Origin of the sequence: Streptosporangium roseum DSM 43021 (assembly GCF_000024865.1) — a bacterium.
Classification (GTDB): domain Bacteria; phylum Actinomycetota; class Actinomycetes; order Streptosporangiales; family Streptosporangiaceae; genus Streptosporangium; species Streptosporangium roseum.
Genome location: NC_013595.1, coordinates 6,951,640 through 6,969,768 on the forward strand (window position 1 = coordinate 6,951,640; position 18,129 = coordinate 6,969,768).

The 18,129-nt window shown below is 70.8% G+C and carries 12 protein-coding genes; 6 read left to right on the forward strand and 6 right to left on the reverse strand.

Translation table 11 applies throughout. The annotated features are described in order from the left end of the window. Positions 1–134 precede the first annotated feature (134 nt). Complete coding sequence (gene mads6, locus SROS_RS30660) at positions 135–1,556, forward strand: methylation-associated defense system protein kinase MAD6 (RefSeq protein WP_012892802.1); 1,422 nt, start codon at positions 135–137, stop codon at positions 1,554–1,556. Positions 1,557–1,612: 56 nt separating this feature from the next. On the opposite strand, the gene SROS_RS51305 is transcribed toward mads6, so the two are convergent. The 6 genes from SROS_RS51305 to ctaD all read right to left on the reverse strand — a co-directional run bounded on the left by SROS_RS51305 (position 1,613) and on the right by ctaD (position 9,833). Continuing rightward, the gene (locus SROS_RS51305; protein ID WP_012892803.1) at positions 1,613–1,768 is read right to left on the reverse strand and encodes a hypothetical protein; all 156 of its coding nucleotides are present in this window, start codon (positions 1,766–1,768) and stop codon (positions 1,613–1,615) included. Between the two features lie 93 nt (positions 1,769–1,861). After that, positions 1,862–2,800, reverse strand: a complete 939-nt coding sequence (locus tag SROS_RS30665) for a diacylglycerol/lipid kinase family protein (protein ID WP_012892804.1) — start codon at positions 2,798–2,800, stop codon at positions 1,862–1,864. Positions 2,801–2,850: 50 nt separating this feature from the next. After that, positions 2,851–4,140: an RNA-guided endonuclease InsQ/TnpB family protein gene (locus SROS_RS30670; RefSeq protein WP_012892805.1), complete on the reverse strand. Its 1,290-nt coding sequence runs from the start codon at positions 4,138–4,140 to the stop codon at positions 2,851–2,853. 6 nt (positions 4,141–4,146) lie between these two features. Then, on the reverse strand, positions 4,147–4,545 hold the full coding sequence (gene tnpA, locus SROS_RS30675; protein WP_043653256.1) for an IS200/IS605 family transposase: 399 nt from the start codon (positions 4,543–4,545) through the stop codon (positions 4,147–4,149). A 377-nt stretch (positions 4,546–4,922) separates the two neighbouring features. Beyond that, entirely contained in the window at positions 4,923–7,697 is a 2,775-nt protein-coding gene (locus SROS_RS30680; protein WP_012892807.1) for an immune inhibitor A domain-containing protein, read from the reverse strand. Between the two features lie 462 nt (positions 7,698–8,159). Further along, a complete protein-coding gene (gene ctaD, locus SROS_RS30685; protein ID WP_012892809.1) occupies positions 8,160–9,833 on the reverse strand; it encodes an aa3-type cytochrome oxidase subunit I in 1,674 nt (557 codons plus the stop codon). Between the two features lie 270 nt (positions 9,834–10,103). Between ctaD and SROS_RS30690 the strand changes: the two genes are divergently transcribed. From SROS_RS30690 to SROS_RS30710, 5 genes are all read left to right on the forward strand, one after another. Beyond that, positions 10,104–11,465 (forward strand): FAD-binding oxidoreductase, encoded by a 1,362-nt coding sequence (locus SROS_RS30690; RefSeq protein WP_012892810.1) that lies wholly within the window; start codon positions 10,104–10,106, stop codon positions 11,463–11,465. 126 nt (positions 11,466–11,591) lie between these two features. Beyond that, positions 11,592–13,370, forward strand: a complete 1,779-nt coding sequence (locus SROS_RS46310) for a serine/threonine protein kinase (protein WP_052317070.1) — start codon at positions 11,592–11,594, stop codon at positions 13,368–13,370. A gap of 276 nt (positions 13,371–13,646) precedes the next feature. Then, entirely contained in the window at positions 13,647–15,230 is a 1,584-nt protein-coding gene (locus SROS_RS30700) for an acyl-CoA carboxylase subunit beta (RefSeq protein WP_012892813.1), read from the forward strand. A gap of 8 nt (positions 15,231–15,238) precedes the next feature. Next, the gene (locus SROS_RS30705; protein ID WP_012892814.1) at positions 15,239–17,242 is read left to right on the forward strand and encodes an acetyl/propionyl/methylcrotonyl-CoA carboxylase subunit alpha; all 2,004 of its coding nucleotides are present in this window, start codon (positions 15,239–15,241) and stop codon (positions 17,240–17,242) included. Next, a complete protein-coding gene (locus tag SROS_RS30710) occupies positions 17,239–18,042 on the forward strand; it encodes an enoyl-CoA hydratase-related protein (protein WP_012892815.1) in 804 nt (267 codons plus the stop codon). Before SROS_RS30705 ends, SROS_RS30710 begins: the two co-directional genes overlap by 4 nt. Positions 18,043–18,129: the final 87 nt, after the last annotated feature.

The window sequence follows — 18,129 nt, forward strand, 5'->3', positions numbered from 1 at the left end:
CCTCTCCGAGGCCGGGGATGTGTCATGATCATGGATACTCCGGGCCCGTCAGAGTGGCGGAAAAGTAGAGATACACGTGAGCATGAGACCCTTGCCCTACTTCGGTGCACGGTGAGAAGGGCGGCGCGCGAGAGATGGCACAGATCGTCGGTGGCGGACGCCCGGTCAACGATGCCGAGCGGCGGGTCATCGCCCATCTGCGGGACAACGCCCCCGGTGACTGGCTGCTGCTGCACAACATCGAGGTGCCGCGCGGCGACGACAGCTTCGAGGTCGACGTGATCGTCCTGACCGGCCACTCGCTCTGCCTCATCGACGTCAAGGGCACGCGCGGCCGGATCGAGGTCGCCGGGACGCGCTGGTTCCCCGCGCGGCGGGACGCCTTCGGCTCCCCGGTCGCCAAGCTGCGCGGCAACGGGCGCGCGCTCAAGGGGCTGCTCACCCAGGAGCGCCGTGAGCTGGAGCGGGTCTACGTCGACAGCGTCGTCACGCTGACCGGTCCCGACGCCGAGCTGGTGGACCCGGCCGGCCGTGACTCGCGGCACGTCACCGACCTGCCCGGCCTGGTCGGCACGCTGAGCGACGCCTCCCGCGTCAGGCGCGGCTACACGACGGACGTGAGGCCGTACCGCACCGCGATCATCGAGGCGCTGAACGGCGCCGTGCGGCGCTCCACCGCGCCGCCGCGGTTCGGCAACTGGGAGGTGGAGGAGCAGCTCGGCGGGGACAACCGGGTGACCGAGTACCGCGCGATCAACGCGACGGTCCCGGGGAGCGAGACGGTGCTGCTGCGGGTGTACCGGGCCGACCCGCTGGCCGAGGAGGAGCCGCGCGCGGCCGAGCGGCGGCTGATCGCCAACGCCTACCAGTCCCTCACCCGGATCCCCCCGCACCCGTGCGTCGTGCGCTCACGCGACTTCTTCGCGATCGACGACGAGAGCCGGTTCGTGCTGGTCCTCGACGACGTGCACGGCCAGGCGCTGCACCTGCACCTCACCGCCTCACGGCGGTCGCTGTCGACCGGCGCGATGCTCGACCTGATCGACGACATGCTGGTGGGGCTGGCCCACGTCCACGCCAACAAGGTCATCCACCGGGCGCTCAGCCCGGCCTGCGTCCTGGTGACCGAGGACGGCCGGGCGATGCTGACCGGCTTCGACTACGCCAAGCCGGGCCCCCGTGCGCACACCGTGGCCAACGAGCTCCCCAACGTCCTCGACACCCATTACGTGGCCCCCGAGTGCCAGGGCAGGCCCGAGCGGATGACGGCCGCGTCGGACGTGTACGCGGCCGGGGTGATCGCCTTCCGTCTGCTGACCGGCCTGCTGCCCCCGGCCAGCCCGGACGCCGAGATCTCCGCGGACGGCGTGCCGGCGGAGGTCATGGAGCTGCTGCGGCGCATGCGCGATCACTCGCCCGCCAAGCGGCCGGACGCGGTGGAGGCGCTGGGCGCCCTGCGGCGGGCACGCGAGGGACTCGCGACGGAACCGGCGGAGCCCCTCCTGCTCGACAGGCTCCGGAACAGATTCCGGCGCATGTCCGGGCGACAGCCGTGAAGGGCGGCCCGCGGCCGCCGGGACGGCGGACCGTCCCGGGGCCACGGGCCGCTCGTCTAGTGCCTGGAGCCGCCTGAGCGGAAACGGTTCATGAACTCCCGCAGCCTGCGCTGGTTGCGCGGGTCGCGGGCCATCATCTTGGCCTTCTCGACGTTTCTCCGCCCCTGCGGACTGCTCAGATAGCTCCGGATACGGTCCACCAGAGATGCCATGTCTCCTCCAACCCCTCAGGATGACCGCCTACCCCCCAGACCCGGCCCCAATCAGGGACCGGGCACCGGGAGCGGCGCGGGGACCGGGCCGGGTCAGGAGTCGACGAAGTGGTCGGGGACCATCACCCGCAGGCCGTTGGGGACGGTCCGGATCGTGATGGGGGTCATCAGGCGGACCTCGCCGTCGACGTCGGCGGCCATCGGGGGCTCGGTCTCCAGGTGCATCTCCCGGCCGACCACGAAGGGGCCGCCCGCCAGGCTGCGCCAGCGGCCGCCGGTGGCGCGGACCAGGGTCTCCCCCAGCAGCCTCAGGCGCTTGCCCGAGCCGAGCTGGTAGGCGACCAGCAGGCCGTTGTCGATGCTGATGTCCCTGGCCACCTGCCAGCCGCCGTGGAAGCGGCCGTTGGCGATGTTGAGCTGATGGGTGAGCAGCTCGTGGCGCCGGCCGTCCACCGTGATGAAGGCGCGGAACGGCTGGTGGTGAGGGAGGATCGTCAGGGCGGTGAGCGGGTAGGCCGCACGGCCGAGGATGCGCTTGAGCCAGGGCTTGACCTTGCCGGCCACCTCGACGGAGACGCCGAAGCTGGCCAGGTTGGCGAACTCCCGGTCGCCGGCGATCCCCAGGTCGATGTCGGCGACCTTGCCGGTGTGGAACACCCGGATCGCGCCGGGCAGGTCGAGCGGGAGACCGAGGCTGCGGGCGAAGTTGTTGGTGGTCCCCAGCGGCAGCACGCCGAGAGCGACGTCGCGGTGGGCGACGTGCTTGACGGCGGCGCTGAGGGTGCCGTCGCCGCCGCCCACGACGAGCAGGTCCGGCTTGGCGTCCAGGGCCGCCTCCAGCGTGGCGCGCAGGCGCCTGGGGTCGTCCAGGGGGTACAGACGGATCGGCTCGAAGCCCTCGGCCCGGAGCGTGCGGACCACCTCGGGGTAGAGGCGGCGGCCACGGCGCGACCTGGTGTTGACCACCACGCAGATCCGGCGTCCGGTCCGGACGGCCTCGGTGTGCTCGGCCTTGCTGCGAAGCTCTCCCACACTGCCCCTCTTCGATCGGGTGTTCCCTGCAATTGAAGCGCTCCCCACGACTAAAGTCGGGGGATTCCAGCCGGCTCGGGCTCCGTCTGCGCGGTGACCTGAGCCGCTGTTGCTTGGCGGTTTGCCTTCCGGCCCACGCGGTTGCGTGGTTTGCGCGCCCCAACGCGCACACCCGGTCTGGGTTGTGCGTGCTCCGCCCTCCCGGCGGTGAGGATGTTCTTGGCGGCGTTCACATCAGCGTGCTCGGTGTGTCCGCACGAGGTGCACCGGAAGACCGCTTGGCTCTCGCGGGACTTCCCGTCCACCGCCGTGCACACGTTGCACCTCTGACTGGTGTACGCAGGATTGACCTTGATCACGTGGGTGCCCGTGTAACGGGCCTTGCCGATGGTGGCCACCTCGATCCGGTGCCAGCCATTGTCCAGGATGGACCGATTCAGGCCGGACTTGCTCGCTGCCCCGTTCGGCAGGAACGCACCCGGCCGCTCGGGGTCCGGCCTGGGCTCGACACCGGCGGTCATGTTCTTGGTCGCCAAAGCCTCGAACACCACCAGCTCAAAGCCCGTGGCCAGGACGCAGGCGGTCTTGGCGGCAAAATCCTGGCGGCGTCTGCCGATCCTGCCCGCCAGGTCGGCGACCCGCCCGGCAGCTTTCTTGCGCCGGGCCGACCCCCTCGCGGTCCGGGCGAAGTCTCGCTGGAGCTTCTTGGCATGCGCGGCTTCCCGGTCGCGGGCGAACACCCGGTGGTGGAAGATGCCGTCCGAGCGGGTCACGACCTTGACCACGCCCCGGTCGATCCCCACCCTACTGCCGGGGTTCGCGTGCCGCTCAGGCGGGGCGAGTCCGTCCTCGACGAGGAAGCTGATGTACCAGTGCCTGCCGTCCCGGCAGACGGTGGCATTCTTGATCTTCCCGCCGAGCGGGCGGGTGATGCGCAAGCGGACCCAGCCGAGCTTGGGGAGCTTCGCCCGCGCCCAGCGCCGGTTCAACCGCTCGACCGTGATCTTCCCGCCCTCGGGGAAGCGGAAGCTCGGGGCGTTCCTCACCCGCGACTTCCAGCGCACCTTCCACGTGCCGTGCTTGGCGCATGCCTGGTCCAGGTCGATGAGCGTCTGCTGAAGACAGCGGCCGGGCACCTCGGCCAGCCAGCCGAACTCGCCCTTGGCCTCCACAAGCTGGCGGGCCTGCTCGTGGTAGCCGATCCACGCGCCGCGCCGGTGGTGGACACGGCGCTGTTCCAGGGCGGTGTTCCACACCGACCGGCATGCTCCGCCGATCCGCTCGGCGAACTCCGCCTGGCCGGGGGTGAGGTCCAGGCGGTAGCGGCGTCCGGTCAGCACGATGCCTCACCGGTTCTTCTGGTTCTCGACGTACCGCTTGACGGCATCCAGGGGCACCCCACCGGCCGTGGCCACGAAGTAGGAGTTGGTCCACAACGTAGGCAGCTTGGACCTCAAGCTCGGGAACTCCTGGCGCAGGACGCGGGAGGTGCGGCCTTTGATGGCCTTGACCAGCTTGTGGATCCCGAGCTGGGGATCCACCTCGACCAGCAGGTGAACGTGGTCGGGCATGACGTCCACCTCCACCGGCCACGCCCCTTTCTCCTCGATCACCTCGTGGATCAGCTCTTTCAGTCGCGCTTCGATCCGTCCGTCCAGCACCCGCCTGCGGTACTTGGGGCACCACACCACGTGAAAGGCGCACTGAAAGGCGATATTGCTGTTCGTACGCAAGGTCGCAGCCACCTGGATCAATATACGGCAGCAGCCTATCTACCGCTCAAAGATTCGATAGAAGGGCTTACCCTCATGGCTGAAGTCAGGGGTCCGCGCCCTAGATCTCCGATCGTAGGGCCGATCCGCCGGTGGGACACTGCCGGTGCGACGGCCGCGCCATCCGGCAGGCGGAGGGCGCGGCCGTCGCACCGGGTCCGGCCGCGCCGCCCGTGAGGGACGGGATCGGCCCGGATCCCCTCCGGGCACTGCGGTGCCGGCGATCCGGTCGCGGCGTGATCATGACGGCAGCGGCCCCGCGATCACACATGTGATCGCGGGGCCGCCGTCATGCCGGTCGATCCGCCGGCGGCGGCTCCCTCACGGGGGCGGCGACCGGCGGAGCGGGACTACTGCTTGGGCGGGGTCACGTAGACGACCGCGCCGAGGTTGCCCGGGAGCGGGGTGAGGAGCTGGAACTTCACGCCCAGGGCCTTGCCCTCGTCGCCGGGGTTGCCGGTGCCGAGGACGTGGCCGTTGCCGAGGTCGGTGCCGTACAGCTCGGTGGCCGGGGTGCCGTCGACGTTGACGACCCGGGTGCTGTAGGGCTGGTCGCCCTTGGACGGGACGACCACCGAGGCGTCGAAGTCGCGGTAGCCGAGCGCCCCGTTGCGGACCTCCATGCCCGGGTACCAGGTCTTGGCGTCGGTGAACTCCGTGACGCCGCGCTGCGTGCCGATCTTGGTGCAGTACTCGCTGAACGGCTCGCCCGCGGCCTCCACGCACTCGGTGAAGGGGTAGGTCTTGCCGAAGGAGAAGGCCGCGTTGCCGGTCTGGACGCGTCCCTGCAGGTTGTCCCTGAGCTCGCCGTCCTTCTCCGCCGCCACACCGGTACGGCGCAGCGGCTCGTAGTGCGAGTCGACGATCATCAGGCTGCCCTTGGAGCCGAGGCTCGGCGGCAGTTCGAGGTTGTTGATCAGCGAGTTGTTGGTGAAGGTCGAGTCGCGGTACCAGACCAGCAGGCCCGGGGCGTTGTACTTGAACTTCTCGACCTTCCACGCCCCGTCGCGGGAGTAGTTGGTGTCGTAGGCGTACTGCAGGCCCTTGTCGAAGCCGTCGAAGTTGCGCCACTCGGCGAGGTAGAACCGCGAGACCTCCCGCTGGCCGTCGTTGACGACCCAGCCCTGGCCGTGGGTGTTGGTGAAGGTGCCACCGCTCGGCACCCAGCCGTTGAGGCCGCTCTCGACGTCGTCGCTCCAGACGGTCTGGGTGCCGTTGGTGAGGGCGAAGTCGTCGGCGTGCCAGCCGCGCGGGGAGAAGGCCGCGTCGGTGTCGTAGGTCAGCCGGAGCTTGACGGTCTTGCCGGCGAACGGGGCCAGGTCGACGTAGTCGTGCCGCCAGCCGTTGGTGTTGCCGGTGAGGCCGTACTTCTTGTTGCCGAACTTGACGAGGTTCTTGTTGGGGTCCCCGTAGCCGTCGTCGGTGGAGACCAGGGCGCCGCCCTCGGTGTAGACCTTCTGCTGGGCATAGGTCGCGCCGCCGTCGACGGAGACCTCGACGAAGCCGAAGTCCCAGTCCTCCTCGATCTCGTAGTTGTTCCAGAGCCAGAACTTCACGTCGGTCCCGGCGGGCACCTGGACGTCACGAGTGATCTTGGAGTCGGCCCACTCCTGGTCGAGGTTGGACCAGAGTGCCTTGGTGCCGCTGTGCGGCTCGATCATCTCCAGCGGCGCGCTGGTCAGGTTGACCCGGAGGCCGTCCTCGGTGAACTTGGGCGTGCGCGAGGTCTGGCCCACCGTCACCGCGCGGGCGCGGTCACCGGGGTTGAAGACCTTGGGGTTGGCCCAGCCGAGGATCCACTTGTCCCACAGACCCATGTGGGTCGGCATCGACTGGAAGATCGGGCCGCTGTGCGAGCCGCTGGACATCAGGTCCCAGAAGTCGACGGCCGAGGAGGCCTGGCCGCTGGTGTCGTAGAGGTCCGGCAGGCCGAGGTCGTGGCCGTACTCGTGGGCGAAGACGCCGACGCCGGAGTCCTCCGGCTGCACGATGTAGTTGGAGATCTTCACGCTCTTGCCGGGGACCTGGTAGCCGCCCGCGACCGCGCTGGAGTGCGCCCAGATCGCGTAGGGGCCCTCGGCGCCGCCGTCGGAGGACTTGTCCTTGCCGGCGTGGACCAGCACGAGGTGGTCGACCACCCCGTCCGGCTCGGCGAAGTTGCCGTCGCCGTCGGAGTCGGCGACGTCCTCGACGTCGTAGTCGGCCCAGGGGAAGTCCGGGTTGGCGGCGGCCAGGGTGTTCACCGCGTCGATGGCGAGCTGGCCGGGGCCGAGCGGGTTGCTCGGGTGGCCGGTCATGTCCTGGATCTCCTTGCCGCAGGCGCGCGCGCCGTAGTAGGCCTCGGAGTGCGGGACCTTGATCCACGGGCTCGCCTGCCCGGAGACCGTGTAGGCGCCCTTGGACATCTCCTCGTACATGTTCTTCATGGTGTGCTTGGAGATGTCGATGCCCTTGCGCCCGTCCCGGGGGTCGGTCAGGTCGGGGCGGACGCGCTGGGTGATGCCGTCCTTGCTGTAGAGCATCTTGTTGAAGTGCTCGGGGCTGAAGTCCGGTACCCAGAAGCTGTTGTTGTCCTTGGCGGGCAGCGACGCGGGGTCGGGGATCTTGTTGTGCAGCGGGCCGTTGAGCAGCGTGCCCGGCGGCTCGGTGACGCACTCGGCCGGGTCCTCGCTCCGCGCGTCCGGCGGGCGGACGAAGCCGGAGAAGTCGTCGTTGGCCTTGTCGTCGAACTCCACCAGCAAGGTGAGCAGCTTGGCCGACGTGGTGGTCTTCGCCTTCTTGAACAGGAAGTCCGCGGGGTTGCGCCCGGTCCGGATCGCCTCGGCCTCGCGGGCGGCCAGCACCCGCGCGGCGGCGGGGTTGCCACCGGTGAACTTCTGCTGGAGCTTCTTGGACGGGCTGACCTTGCGCGCCTTGGCGTCGGGCGCGGCCGGGTCGTCGACCTCCGGCTCGTCCCTCGGGGGCGCGTAGTTGATGTAGTAGTCGGCCGCGGTCGGCTGATACCGCGCGGCCGAGGTGTCGGCCTCCGCCGACGTACCGCCCATCGCCAGTCCCGCGGCGGCCAGGCCGACCACGGGCACTATCGCGAGAAGGCGTTTGCCGACGCCTCTGCCTCTGCTGGACAACGCATACCCTCCCTGCCCGGGTTCGCCGGGCGCGGACGTCCCCGGCGCGCCTGATGCACGCGCCGAGCGGGACGTTAGACGAGAAGGTAAAGCGGCAGTAAAAGCGCCAAATGATGTTGTCAAACTGCAATAAATGGTCGTTTGTTAGAAAATGGTGATGATTTCCACTCCAACGCCGTCGGTGGCCCCCTCCATGGCAGGTCAGCGCGGCGGAGCCGGACCGCGGGGCGGACGGGCACATCACCGCGGACGCGAAATGGGCCCGGTGTACGGCGCCGGCCGGCCGGCCCCGCTCACCCCGCGCGGCGCCGAATGCACGGCGCGGATGTATAGCCCGGACTTATGGCTCCGCCATATACCCCCGGAGGCCGAATGGGCATCGGACACCGGCGGCGGGCGCGCACCGGACGCGGACGGCGGGCGGCTCCGGGAAGGGCGCCGGGCGGCGTGAGAGGAGGGCCCTCAGATCTCTTCGGCGGGCGCGGTCGGGTCGAGCTGGCGCGGCTGGGCCTCCACCCGGGGATGGTGCAGGTCGAAGGCCGGGCGCTCGGACCGGATGCGCGGCAGCGAGATGAAGTTGTGCCGCGGCGGCGGGCAGGAGGTCGCCCACTCCAGCGAGTTTCCGAAGCCCCACGGGTCGTCCCTGGTCACCTTCGGCGCGCGCCGGCTGGTCATCCACACGTTGTAGAGGAACGGCAGCGTGGAGACGCCGAGGATGAGGGCGCCGATCGAGGAGATCAGGTTCAGGCCGGTGAAGCCGTCGACCGCGCTGTAGTCGGCGTAGCGGCGCGGCATGCCCTCCGCGCCCAGCCAGTGCTGGACCAGGAAGGTGGTGTGGAAGCCGATGAACAGCATCCAGAAGTGGACCTTGCCCAGGGTGTCGTTGAGCATCTTGCCGGTCATCTTGGGCCACCAGAAGTAGAAGCCCGCGAACATCGCGAACACCACGGTGCCGAAGACGACGTAGTGGAAGTGGGCCACGACGAAGTAGGAGTCGGTCACCTGGAAGTCCAGCGGCGGCGAGGCCAGGATGACTCCGGTCAGCCCGCCCAGCAGGAAGGTGACCAGGAAGCCGATCGAGAACAGCATCGGCGACTCGAAGGACAGATGCCCTCGCCACATCGTGCCGATCCAGTTGAAGAACTTCACCCCGGTCGGTACCGCGATGAGGAACGTCATGAACGAGAAGAACGGCAGCAATACCCGGCCCGTCGCGAACATGTGGTGCGCCCACACGGTGATCGACAGACCGGCGATGGCGATGGTCGCGCCGACGAGGCCGATGTAGCCGAACAGCGGCTTGCGGCTGAAGACCGGGAGGACCTCGGTCACGATGCCGAAGAACGGCAGCGCGATGACGTAGACCTCGGGGTGGCCGAAGAACCAGAACAGGTGCTGCCAGAGCATCGGCCCCCCGGTCTCGGGCGCGTAGATGTGCGTGCCGAACTTGCGGTCGGCCTCCAGGGCCAGCAGGGCGGCGGCCAGCACCGGGAAGGCGATCAGCACGAGCAGGCCGGTCAGCAGCACGTTCCAGGTGAACATCGGCATCCGGAACATGGTCATGCCGGGTGCGCGCATGCAGATGATCGTGGTGATGAAGTTGACCGAGCCGAGGATCGTGCCGAGGCCCGCCATCACCAGGCCGACGATCCACAGGTCACCGCCGGGCTGCGGGGAGTACGTGGCGACCGACAGGGGCGCGTATCCCGTCCACCCGAAGTCGGCGGCGCCCCCGTTGGTGGTGAAGCCGCTGAGCGTGATGATCCCGCCGAACAGGAAGAGCCAGAAGCTCACCATGTTCAGGCGGGGGAAGGCCACGTCGGGCGCGCCGATCTGCAACGGCATGATCACGTTGGCGAATCCGGCGAACAGCGGCGTGGCGAACAGCAGCAGCATCAGAGTGCCGTGCATGGTGAACAGCTGGTTGTACTGCTGCTCGTTGACCACCTGGAGTCCGGGATGGGCCAGCTCCGCCCGGATGACCAGGGCCATGACCCCGGCGATCAGGAAGAACACGAATGAAGCGATCAGGTAGAGATATCCGATGACCTTGTGGTCGGTCGAGGACAGCCACGACGCGAGCCTCGATCCCTTGGCGGCAGGCACAAGCGTGGGCCTCTGCTGCACAGTGGTCACAGCCGGCTCCCTCCCGTTGGCGTCAGCCGGACACGGCGGGACTCCTCCCAGCCGTCCACCCTGTCAACCCTCTGCCCGGCTTCCACATAACGGACACCCCTTACAGAAGGTCTCAAGCAGGTACAGAACTGCTCTTTTACATAAATTTCCCCTCCGCTCTCCGGGGGAGACCGGACACCCCGGAATCCGGCCTTCCGGGACACCCGAGCGCGGCGTCACGGCCGGCGGCCCTCTGACGTTCCCTCGGGCCATAGGCCGTAAAGTCCCCATGTGACCGCTATCGCCGAACTTGTCGCTGCACTCTCACCGGAGAAGGTGCTGACGGACCCCGATGTGACCGACTCCTACGCGCGGGACCGGACCTTCCTCGAACCGGGCAGGCCGCTGGCCGTCGTGCTGGCCGAAACCCGCGACGACGTCGTCGCCACCCTCAGATGGGCGACCGAGCACCGGGTGCCGGTGGTGCCCCGGGGCGCCGGCACGGGACTGGCGGGCGGGGCGACGGCGATCGAGGGGGGCGTCGTCCTGGCGCTGCACAAGATGACGGCGATCAGGGAGCTCTCCCCCGCCGACGAGATCGCGGTGGTGGAGCCCGGCCTCATCACCGCGGACCTGGACCGGGCGGCCCGCGAGTACGGGCTCATGTACGCGCCCGACCCGTCCTCCTACGAGATCTCCACGATCGGCGGCAACCTGGCCACCAACGCGGGCGGCCTGCGGTGCGTCAAGTACGGCGTGACCCGCGACTCGGCGCTGGGCCTGGAGGTCGTGCTGGCGGACGGGCGGATCCTGAACACCGGCAGGCGCACGGTCAAGGGCGTGACGGGCTATGACCTGACCGGCCTGTTCGTCGGCTCGGAGGGGACGCTCGGCGTGATCACCGCGGCCACCGTACGGCTGCGCCGGGCGCCCGCGGTCTATCCGGCGACGATCGCGGCCGAGTTCACCTCCCTCAGGGAGGCGGCGAGCGCGGTCGCGGCGATCATCGCCGCGGGATGCCAGCCGTCGCTGCTGGAGATGCTCGACCGGACCACGCTCAAGGCCATCGACGACTGGAGGAACATCGGGCTGGAGGAGTCGACCCAGGCGATGCTGATCGCGCAGTCGGACGCGGCGGACGCCCCCGCGGTCTCCGCGCGGATGGCGGAACTGTGCACCGCCAACGGCTCCCCCTTCGTGGCGGTCTCCTCGTCCCCACAGGAGGCCGAGGAGCTGATCGGGGTACGGCGGATGGCCTACCAGGCCAAGGAACGGCTCGGCAAGTGCCTGGTGGAGGACGTGTGCGTGCCGCGCTCCGCGCTGCCGTACATGATCGAGAAGATCGAGGCCGTCGCGGCGAAGTACGACGTGCTGATCGCCACGGTGGCCCACGCGGGCGACGGCAACCTGCACCCGATCTTCATCTTCGACCACGGCCTGGCCGAACCGCCGCCCAACGTCTGGGCGGCCGCCGACGAGGTCTTCCGGGAGACCCTGGAGATGGGTGGCACGCTCACCGGCGAGCACGGCGTCGGGCTGCTGAAGCGGCGCTGGCTCTCCCTGGAGAGCGGACCGGTCACCGAGGAGATCCACCACGGGATCAAGCAGGTCTTCGACCCGCTCGGCATCCTCAATCCAGGTAAGGCCATCTGACCTCTGATCTGCTGCGATCCGCCCCGGCGGGGGAGGCGGATCTCAATAGATCGTCCGCATCACTGCCCACACTGGTAGCGTTCTACACCACATAACCCATTTTACATGCATTGTCGGGGGGTCATTGTGGTGCAGCCGCTGTCGGCGGAGGATCCTCGGCGGCTGGGACCGTTCGAGCTGACCAGCCGGCTCGGGGAGGGCGGCCAGGGGGTCGTCTACCTGGGGCAGGGCCCGGCGGGCGAGCAGGTCGCGGTCAAGCTTCTCCACCATGGGCTGGCCTCCGATCCCGACGCCCGGACACGCTTCCTGCGCGAGGTCTCGGTCGCCCAGCGGGTGGCCCGGTTCTGCACCGCCCCGGTGCTCCACGCCGACCTCGCGGGCAGCCAGCCGTACATCGTGAGCGAGTACGTGCCGGGCCTCTCCCTGCGCCAGCTCGTCGACAAGGAGGGCCCGCGGCGCGGCGCCGCGCTCGAACGGCTCGCGATCAGCACGGCCACCGCCCTGTCGGCGATCCACCGCGCGGGAATCCTGCACCGCGACTTCAAGCCGGCGAACGTGCTGATGGGCCCGGAGGGCCCGGTGGTGATCGACTTCGGCATCGCCAGGGCGCTGGACTCCCCCGGGATGACCGCGACCGGGATGGCGATGGGGACGCCGTCCTACCTGGCCCCCGAACAGCTCAGCGAGGGCGAGGTGACGGCCGCCGCGGACGTCTTCGCCTGGGGCGTCACGATGGTCTTCGCCGCGACGGGGAAGCCCGCGTTCGGCGCGGACTCCATCGCCGTGGTGATGAACCGGATCCTGACGATGGAGCCCGAGCTGGGCGGCCTGGAGGGGCAGCTGCGCCTCCTCGTCGCCGCGTGCCTGTCCAAGGACCCGTCACGGCGTCCCACCGCCGAGGAGCTCGTCAGCCATCTGATGGGCGCGACGATCGCCTCCCCGGTCCGGCGCCAGGCTCCCGCGCCCGCCGCCCCGCCGCACGCTCCCGCCCCGCCGCACGCGTCCGCTCGCTCACCGCATGACTCCTCGGCCACCGTCCCGCCGCAGGCTCCCGTGCCGCAGCCCCGGCAGAAGACGCGCCGGCCGGTCGGCCTCCTGCTCGCGGGGACGGCCGCGCTGGTCGTGGTGGGCGGCGGGACGGCGGTGGCCCTGCAGGGCGGCGAGAAGGCGGCGGCGGTGCGGCCCGTGGCGTCGGCGCCCGCCTCCCAGGAGGCCGAGGAGTCGGACCCGGCGCTCACCCCGGACGACCCGCCCTCGGCGTGGGAGTCCCCCAAGCCCAGGAAGAGCCCCTCCCCCTCCGTCCGGGTCACGAGCGAGACGGTCTCCCAGCCGACGGTCCGACCGGCCGACCAGCCGACCGGCCAGCCGACCAAGAAGGCGGGCGGGGACTCCGGGGACGGCGAGCCGGAGCCGGACGAGAAGACGTCGGAGCCGCCCTCGGTGATCGAGCCGACGGACGCGGGCCTGCCGTCCCCGACGGCCAAACCGACGGCGACCGCCAAACCGACCGCCAAACCGACGGCGAAGCCCACGTCGAAGCCCTCCCCGACCGGCAAGCAGACGATCTCGCCGCCGAAGCCGAACCCCTACACCCCGACGGGCGTCTGCGGCGCGGGCTACAAGGTGGTCAACTCCAGGGCCCTCGGCTCCGCGGCGACCATCTACCTGCTCTACAGCTCCGGCGCCGGCAAGAACTGCGTCGTCACCATGGCCAAGTACGTGATCCCCTCGAAGGTCAGCATGAACGCGACGCTCCAGGTGAAGGGCGGCTCGTCGGGCAGCAACCCCGGCTCCTTCACCGCCTACGCGGGCCCCGTACGGCTCTCCGCCGTCAAGAAGTGCGTCATCTGGGGCGGCTCGCACGGCTCCCTGTCATGGAAGAGCGGCTGGAGCCACTGCGGCTGACCCGGCTGCCCGGCCCAGGCTCCACGCCCGTCCCCGGAGCCGGGGCCGCGAAGGACGTGGAGCGGAGCCGCCCCTGGTAGCGGGGCGGGTTGTCGGCTACGTTAACTGGCGTGATCGTCAAGTCCGAGGCGCCGACCGGCCGCGCGAGGTCTTCGTGCGGCGGGGCGCGGAAGGACTGCGCCGCCTGCAGGGGCAGGAGCCGGCCGATCCGGCGCCGGCCCCCCGGCTGCCCGCCGTGATGCCGGCCACGTCCGCGTCAACCGAGGGAGGCGGCGCATGAGCCGGCTGGACACATCCGGAGACGACTACCTGGCGCGGCGCGAGGCGATGCTGGCCAAGCTGGCCGAGCTCGACACCGAGCAGGCGAAGGCGGTGGCGGGCGGCGGCGAGAAATACGTCGAGCGGCACCGCCGGCGGGGCAAGCTGCTCGCCCGGGAGCGGATCGAGCTGCTGATCGACCCCGACTCGGCCTTCCTGGAGCTGTCACCGCTGGCGGGCTGGGGCAGCGACTTTCCCGTCGGAGCCAGCGTCGTCACCGGGATCGGGGTGATCGAGGGCGTCGAGTGCGTGCTCAGCGCCAACGACCCGACCGTGCGGGGCGGCGCGTCCAACCCCTGGACCCTGCGCAAGACGCTCAGGGCCGCCGACATCGCCCTGCGGAACCGGCTGCCGCTGGTCAACCTGGTGGAGTCCGGCGGGGCTGACCTGCCGACGCAGAAGGAGATCTTCATCCCGGGCGGCCGGATGTTCCGGGACCTGACCCGGCTGTCGGCCGCAGGGATCCCGACGATCGCCCTGGTGTTCGGCAACTCCACGGCCGGCGGAGCCTACGTCCCCGGGATGAGCGACCACGTGGTCATGGTGAGGGAGCGCGCGAAGGTCTTCCTCGGCGGGCCGCCGCTGGTCAAGATGGCCACCGGGGAGGAGTCCGACGACGAGTCGCTGGGCGGCGCCGAGATGCACGCCCGCGTCAGCGGCCTGGCCGACTACCTGGCCGCCGACGAGCACGACGCGCTCCGGATCGGGCGGCAGATCGTCAGAGGGCTGAACTGGCGCAAGCTGGGCGTCCCCCCGCGGGCCGTACGGGATCCGCTGTACGACGAGGACGAGCTGCTGGGCATCGTGCCCGAGGACCTGAAGATCCCCTTCGACCCGCGCGAGGTGATCGCGCGGATCGTGGACGGCAGCGTCTTCGACGAGTTCAAGCCCCTGTACGGCGGGAGCCTGGTGACCGGGTGGGCGCGGCTGCACGGCTACCCGGTCGGCATCCTGGCCAACGCCCGCGGCGTGCTGTTCAGCGAGGAGGCGCAGAAGGCCGCGCAGTTCATCCAGCTCGCCGGCCAGGCGCGCACGCCGCTGGTCTTCCTGCAGAACACCACCGGCTACATGGTCGGCAAGGAATACGAGCAGGGCGGCATCATCAAGCACGGCGCCATGATGATCAACGCGGTGTCCAACTCGACCGTCCCGCACATCACGATCGTCATGGGCGCCTCCTACGGCGCGGGCAACTACGGCATGTGCGGCCGCGCCTACGACCCCCGCTTCCTGTTCGCCTGGCCCAGCGCGAAGTCCGCGGTCATGGGGCCCGCGCAGCTCGCCGGGGTGCTGTCCATCGTCGGCCGGAGCGCCGCCGAGGCCCGTGGGCAGGTCTACGACGAGGAGGGCGACGCGGCGATGCGCCGGATGGTCGAGGCGCAGATCGAGGCGGAGTCGCTGCCGTTCTTCCTGTCCGGGCGGCTCTACGACGACGGGGTCATCGACCCCCGCGACACCCGGACCGTCCTGGGCCTGTGCCTGTCGGCCGTCAACAACGCCCCCGCCCCGGAGCCCGCCGGCTTCGGCGTCTTCCGGATGTGAACGTGCCCATGATCAGCCGTCTTCTCGTCGCCAACCGGGGTGAGATCGCCCGCCGCGTCTTCCGCACCTGCCGCGACCTCGGCATCGAGACCGTCGCGGTCTTCTCCGACGCGGACGCCACCGCACCCCACGTGTCGGAGGCCGACCACGCCGTACGGCTCGCCGGGGTCAGGCCCGCCGACACCTACCTGTCCGTGGAGGCGATCGTCGGCGCGGCCCTCGCGACCGGGGCCGACGCCGTCCATCCGGGCTACGGCTTCCTGTCGGAGAACGCGGCGTTCGCGCGGGCCGTGCTCGACGCCGGGCTGACCTGGGTCGGCCCCTCCCCCGAGGCCATCGCCGCGATGGGCTCCAAGATCGGCGCGAAGGCCCTGATGGCCGAGGCCGGAGTCCCGGTGCTCCCGGGTTTCACCGCCGCGCCCGGCTCCTCGGCGGCCGAGCTCGAACAGGGCCTGGCCGGCATGTCCGCCCCGGCGGGCGGATCGGCGCCCAGCCGGCGGACGCCCTTGCTGGTGAAGGCCTCGGCCGGGGGCGGCGGGCGCGGGATGCGGATCGTGGAGCCGACCGGCGACCTGCCCGGCGCGGTCGAGTCCGCCCGGCGGGAGGCCGAGTCGGCGTTCGGCGACGGCACGGTCTTCGTCGAGCCCCTGCTGGAGGACGCCCGGCACATCGAGGTCCAGATCCTGGCCGACCGGCACGGAACGGTGTGGACGCTGGGCGAGCGGGAGTGCTCGATCCAGCGGCGGCACCAGAAGGTGATCGAGGAGACCCCCTCCCCGGCGATCTCCCCCGCGATGCGGGCGCGGCTGTGCGACGCGGCGGTCAGGGCGGCGGAGGCGATCGGATACGCCGGGGCGGGGACCGTCGAGTTCCTGGTGAAGGACGACACGGTCGCCTTCCTGGAGATGAACACCAGGCTCCAGGTCGAGCACCCGGTCACCGAGTGCGTCTACGGCGTCGACCTGGTCGAGCTCCAGCTCCGGATCGCCGAGGGCGCCCGGCTCCCCGAGGCTCCGCCGTCCCCGGCGGGCCACGCCGTCGAGGCACGGCTCTACGCCGAGGACCCCGCCCGCGACTGGCTGCCGCAGAGCGGCACCCTGCACCGCTTCGACGTCCCCGGGGTGAGCTCCCGCTTCGCCCCCGTGCCCGGCGGGACGTCCCACGGCCTCCGGCTGGACTCCGGCGTCGAGGACGGCTCCGAGATCGGCGTCCACTACGACCCGATGCTCGCCAAGGTCATCTCCTACGGAGCCTGCCGCGCCGACGCCGTCAGAAGGCTCGCCACCGCCCTGTCGAACGCGAGGATCCACGGGCCCGTCACCAACCGGGACCTCCTGGTCGGGGTCCTGCGCCACGAGGCGTTCCTCGCGGGAGACACCCACACCGGCTTCCTCACCGAGCACCGCGACACCCTGTCCGCCGGGCCGGGCGCCGTACGCCTGTCCGCCCTCGCCGCGGCCCTCGCCCAGGCGGCGGCGGGCCGGGCGGCGGCGGCCGTGCAGGCCGGGCTGCCCAGCGGGTGGCGGAACGTGGTCTCACAGCCGCAGCGCGCGGCCTTCGGGGAGGCGGAGGTCGCCTACCGGATCACCCGGGACGGCCTGCGGGCCGAAGGCTTCCCCGACACGGTCCTGGTCGGCGCCACGCCCGACCTGGTCGTCCTGGAGACCTCCGGCGTGCGGCACAGGTTCGCCGTGGCCCGCTATGACGGCGTGACCCACGTGGACTCCCCCCTCGGCCCCGTACGGCTCACGCCCCTGGAACGGCTCCCCGAACCGGCCACGCGTGTGGCGCCGGGCTCCCTGCTGGCGCCGATGCCCGGTACCGTGCTCCGCGTCGAGGTGAAATCGGGCGAGCACGTCACCGCGGGCCAGGTGGTCGTGGTGCTGGAGGCAATGAAGATGGAACATCAGATCACCGCCCCCGCGGCGGGCACGGTCTCCGCGCTGAACGTGGTGCCGGGCCGGCAGGTCGAGGCGGAGGCCGTACTGGCCGTCATCGAGGAGCGGGCATGAACACCGACGGGGGCTGGCCAGTGGAACGCCTGGTGCACAGGGAGGTGTCCGGCGGGGTCGCGACGATCACGATGGACTCCCCGCGCAACCGGAACGCGCTGTCCGTGCGGCTGCTGGGCGATCTGGAGGACCGGCTCAACTGGGCGCTCGCCGAGGAGAGCGTGCGGGTCATCGTGCTCACCGGCACCGGGCCGGTGTTCTGCGCCGGCGCGGACCTCAAGGAGCAGCGGGTCGAGCCGGGCAGCGCGCACGAGGCGCCGGTGACCGCCTCGTTCCCGGAGATCATGAACCTGATCTGGGAGAGCCCCAAGCCGGTCGTCTGCCGGTTGAACGGCACCGCGCGCGCCGGAGGGCTGGGCCTGGTGGCGGCCTGCGACTTCGCGATCGCGCCGGACACGGCGTCGTTCGCGTTCACCGAGGTACGGCTCGGCGTCGTCCCCGCGATGATCTCGGTGACCGTGCTGCGGCGGCTGGATCCCCGGGCCGCGGCCGAGTACCTGCTCACCGGGGAGACCTTCGACGCCGCCCGCGCGCAGGAGATCGGCCTGCTCACCCGCGCCGTGCCGGAGGAGGATCTGGACGGCACGGTCGCCCACTACACAGACATGCTGCTGCGCGGGGGGCCCGAGGCGCTGGCGCTGACCAAGCAGCTCGTGCGGACCGTGCCGGCGCTGCCGGTGGAGGAGGGCCTGCGCCGGATGGCCGAGCTGTCCGCCCGGCGCTTCACCTCCGCCGAGGGCCAGGAGGGCATCGCCGCCTTCATGGAGAAACGGCCCGCGTCCTGGATCCCCCGGTCCTGAAGGGCCCGCCGCGCGCCGGTTCCGGAGGCCTGACGTCGCCCCGCCGCGGGCCCTGGATTCCAGGGCCACGCGGGCCCTGGATTCCCC

What these genes read in the sequence shown, in the direction of transcription:
- mads6 (WP_012892802.1), top strand. Translation starts at nt 135, where the DNA reads ATGGCACAGATCGTCGGTGGCGGACGCCCGGTCAACGATGCCGAGCGG.
- SROS_RS51305 (WP_012892803.1), bottom strand. Translation starts at nt 1,768, where the DNA reads ATGGCATCTCTGGTGGACCGTATCCGGAGCTATCTGAGCAGTCCGCAG.
- SROS_RS30700 (WP_012892813.1), top strand. Translation starts at nt 13,647, where the DNA reads ATGAGCCGGCTGGACACATCCGGAGACGACTACCTGGCGCGGCGCGAG.
- SROS_RS30705 (WP_012892814.1), top strand. Translation starts at nt 15,239, where the DNA reads ATGATCAGCCGTCTTCTCGTCGCCAACCGGGGTGAGATCGCCCGCCGC.
- SROS_RS30710 (WP_012892815.1), top strand. Translation starts at nt 17,239, where the DNA reads ATGAACACCGACGGGGGCTGGCCAGTGGAACGCCTGGTGCACAGGGAG.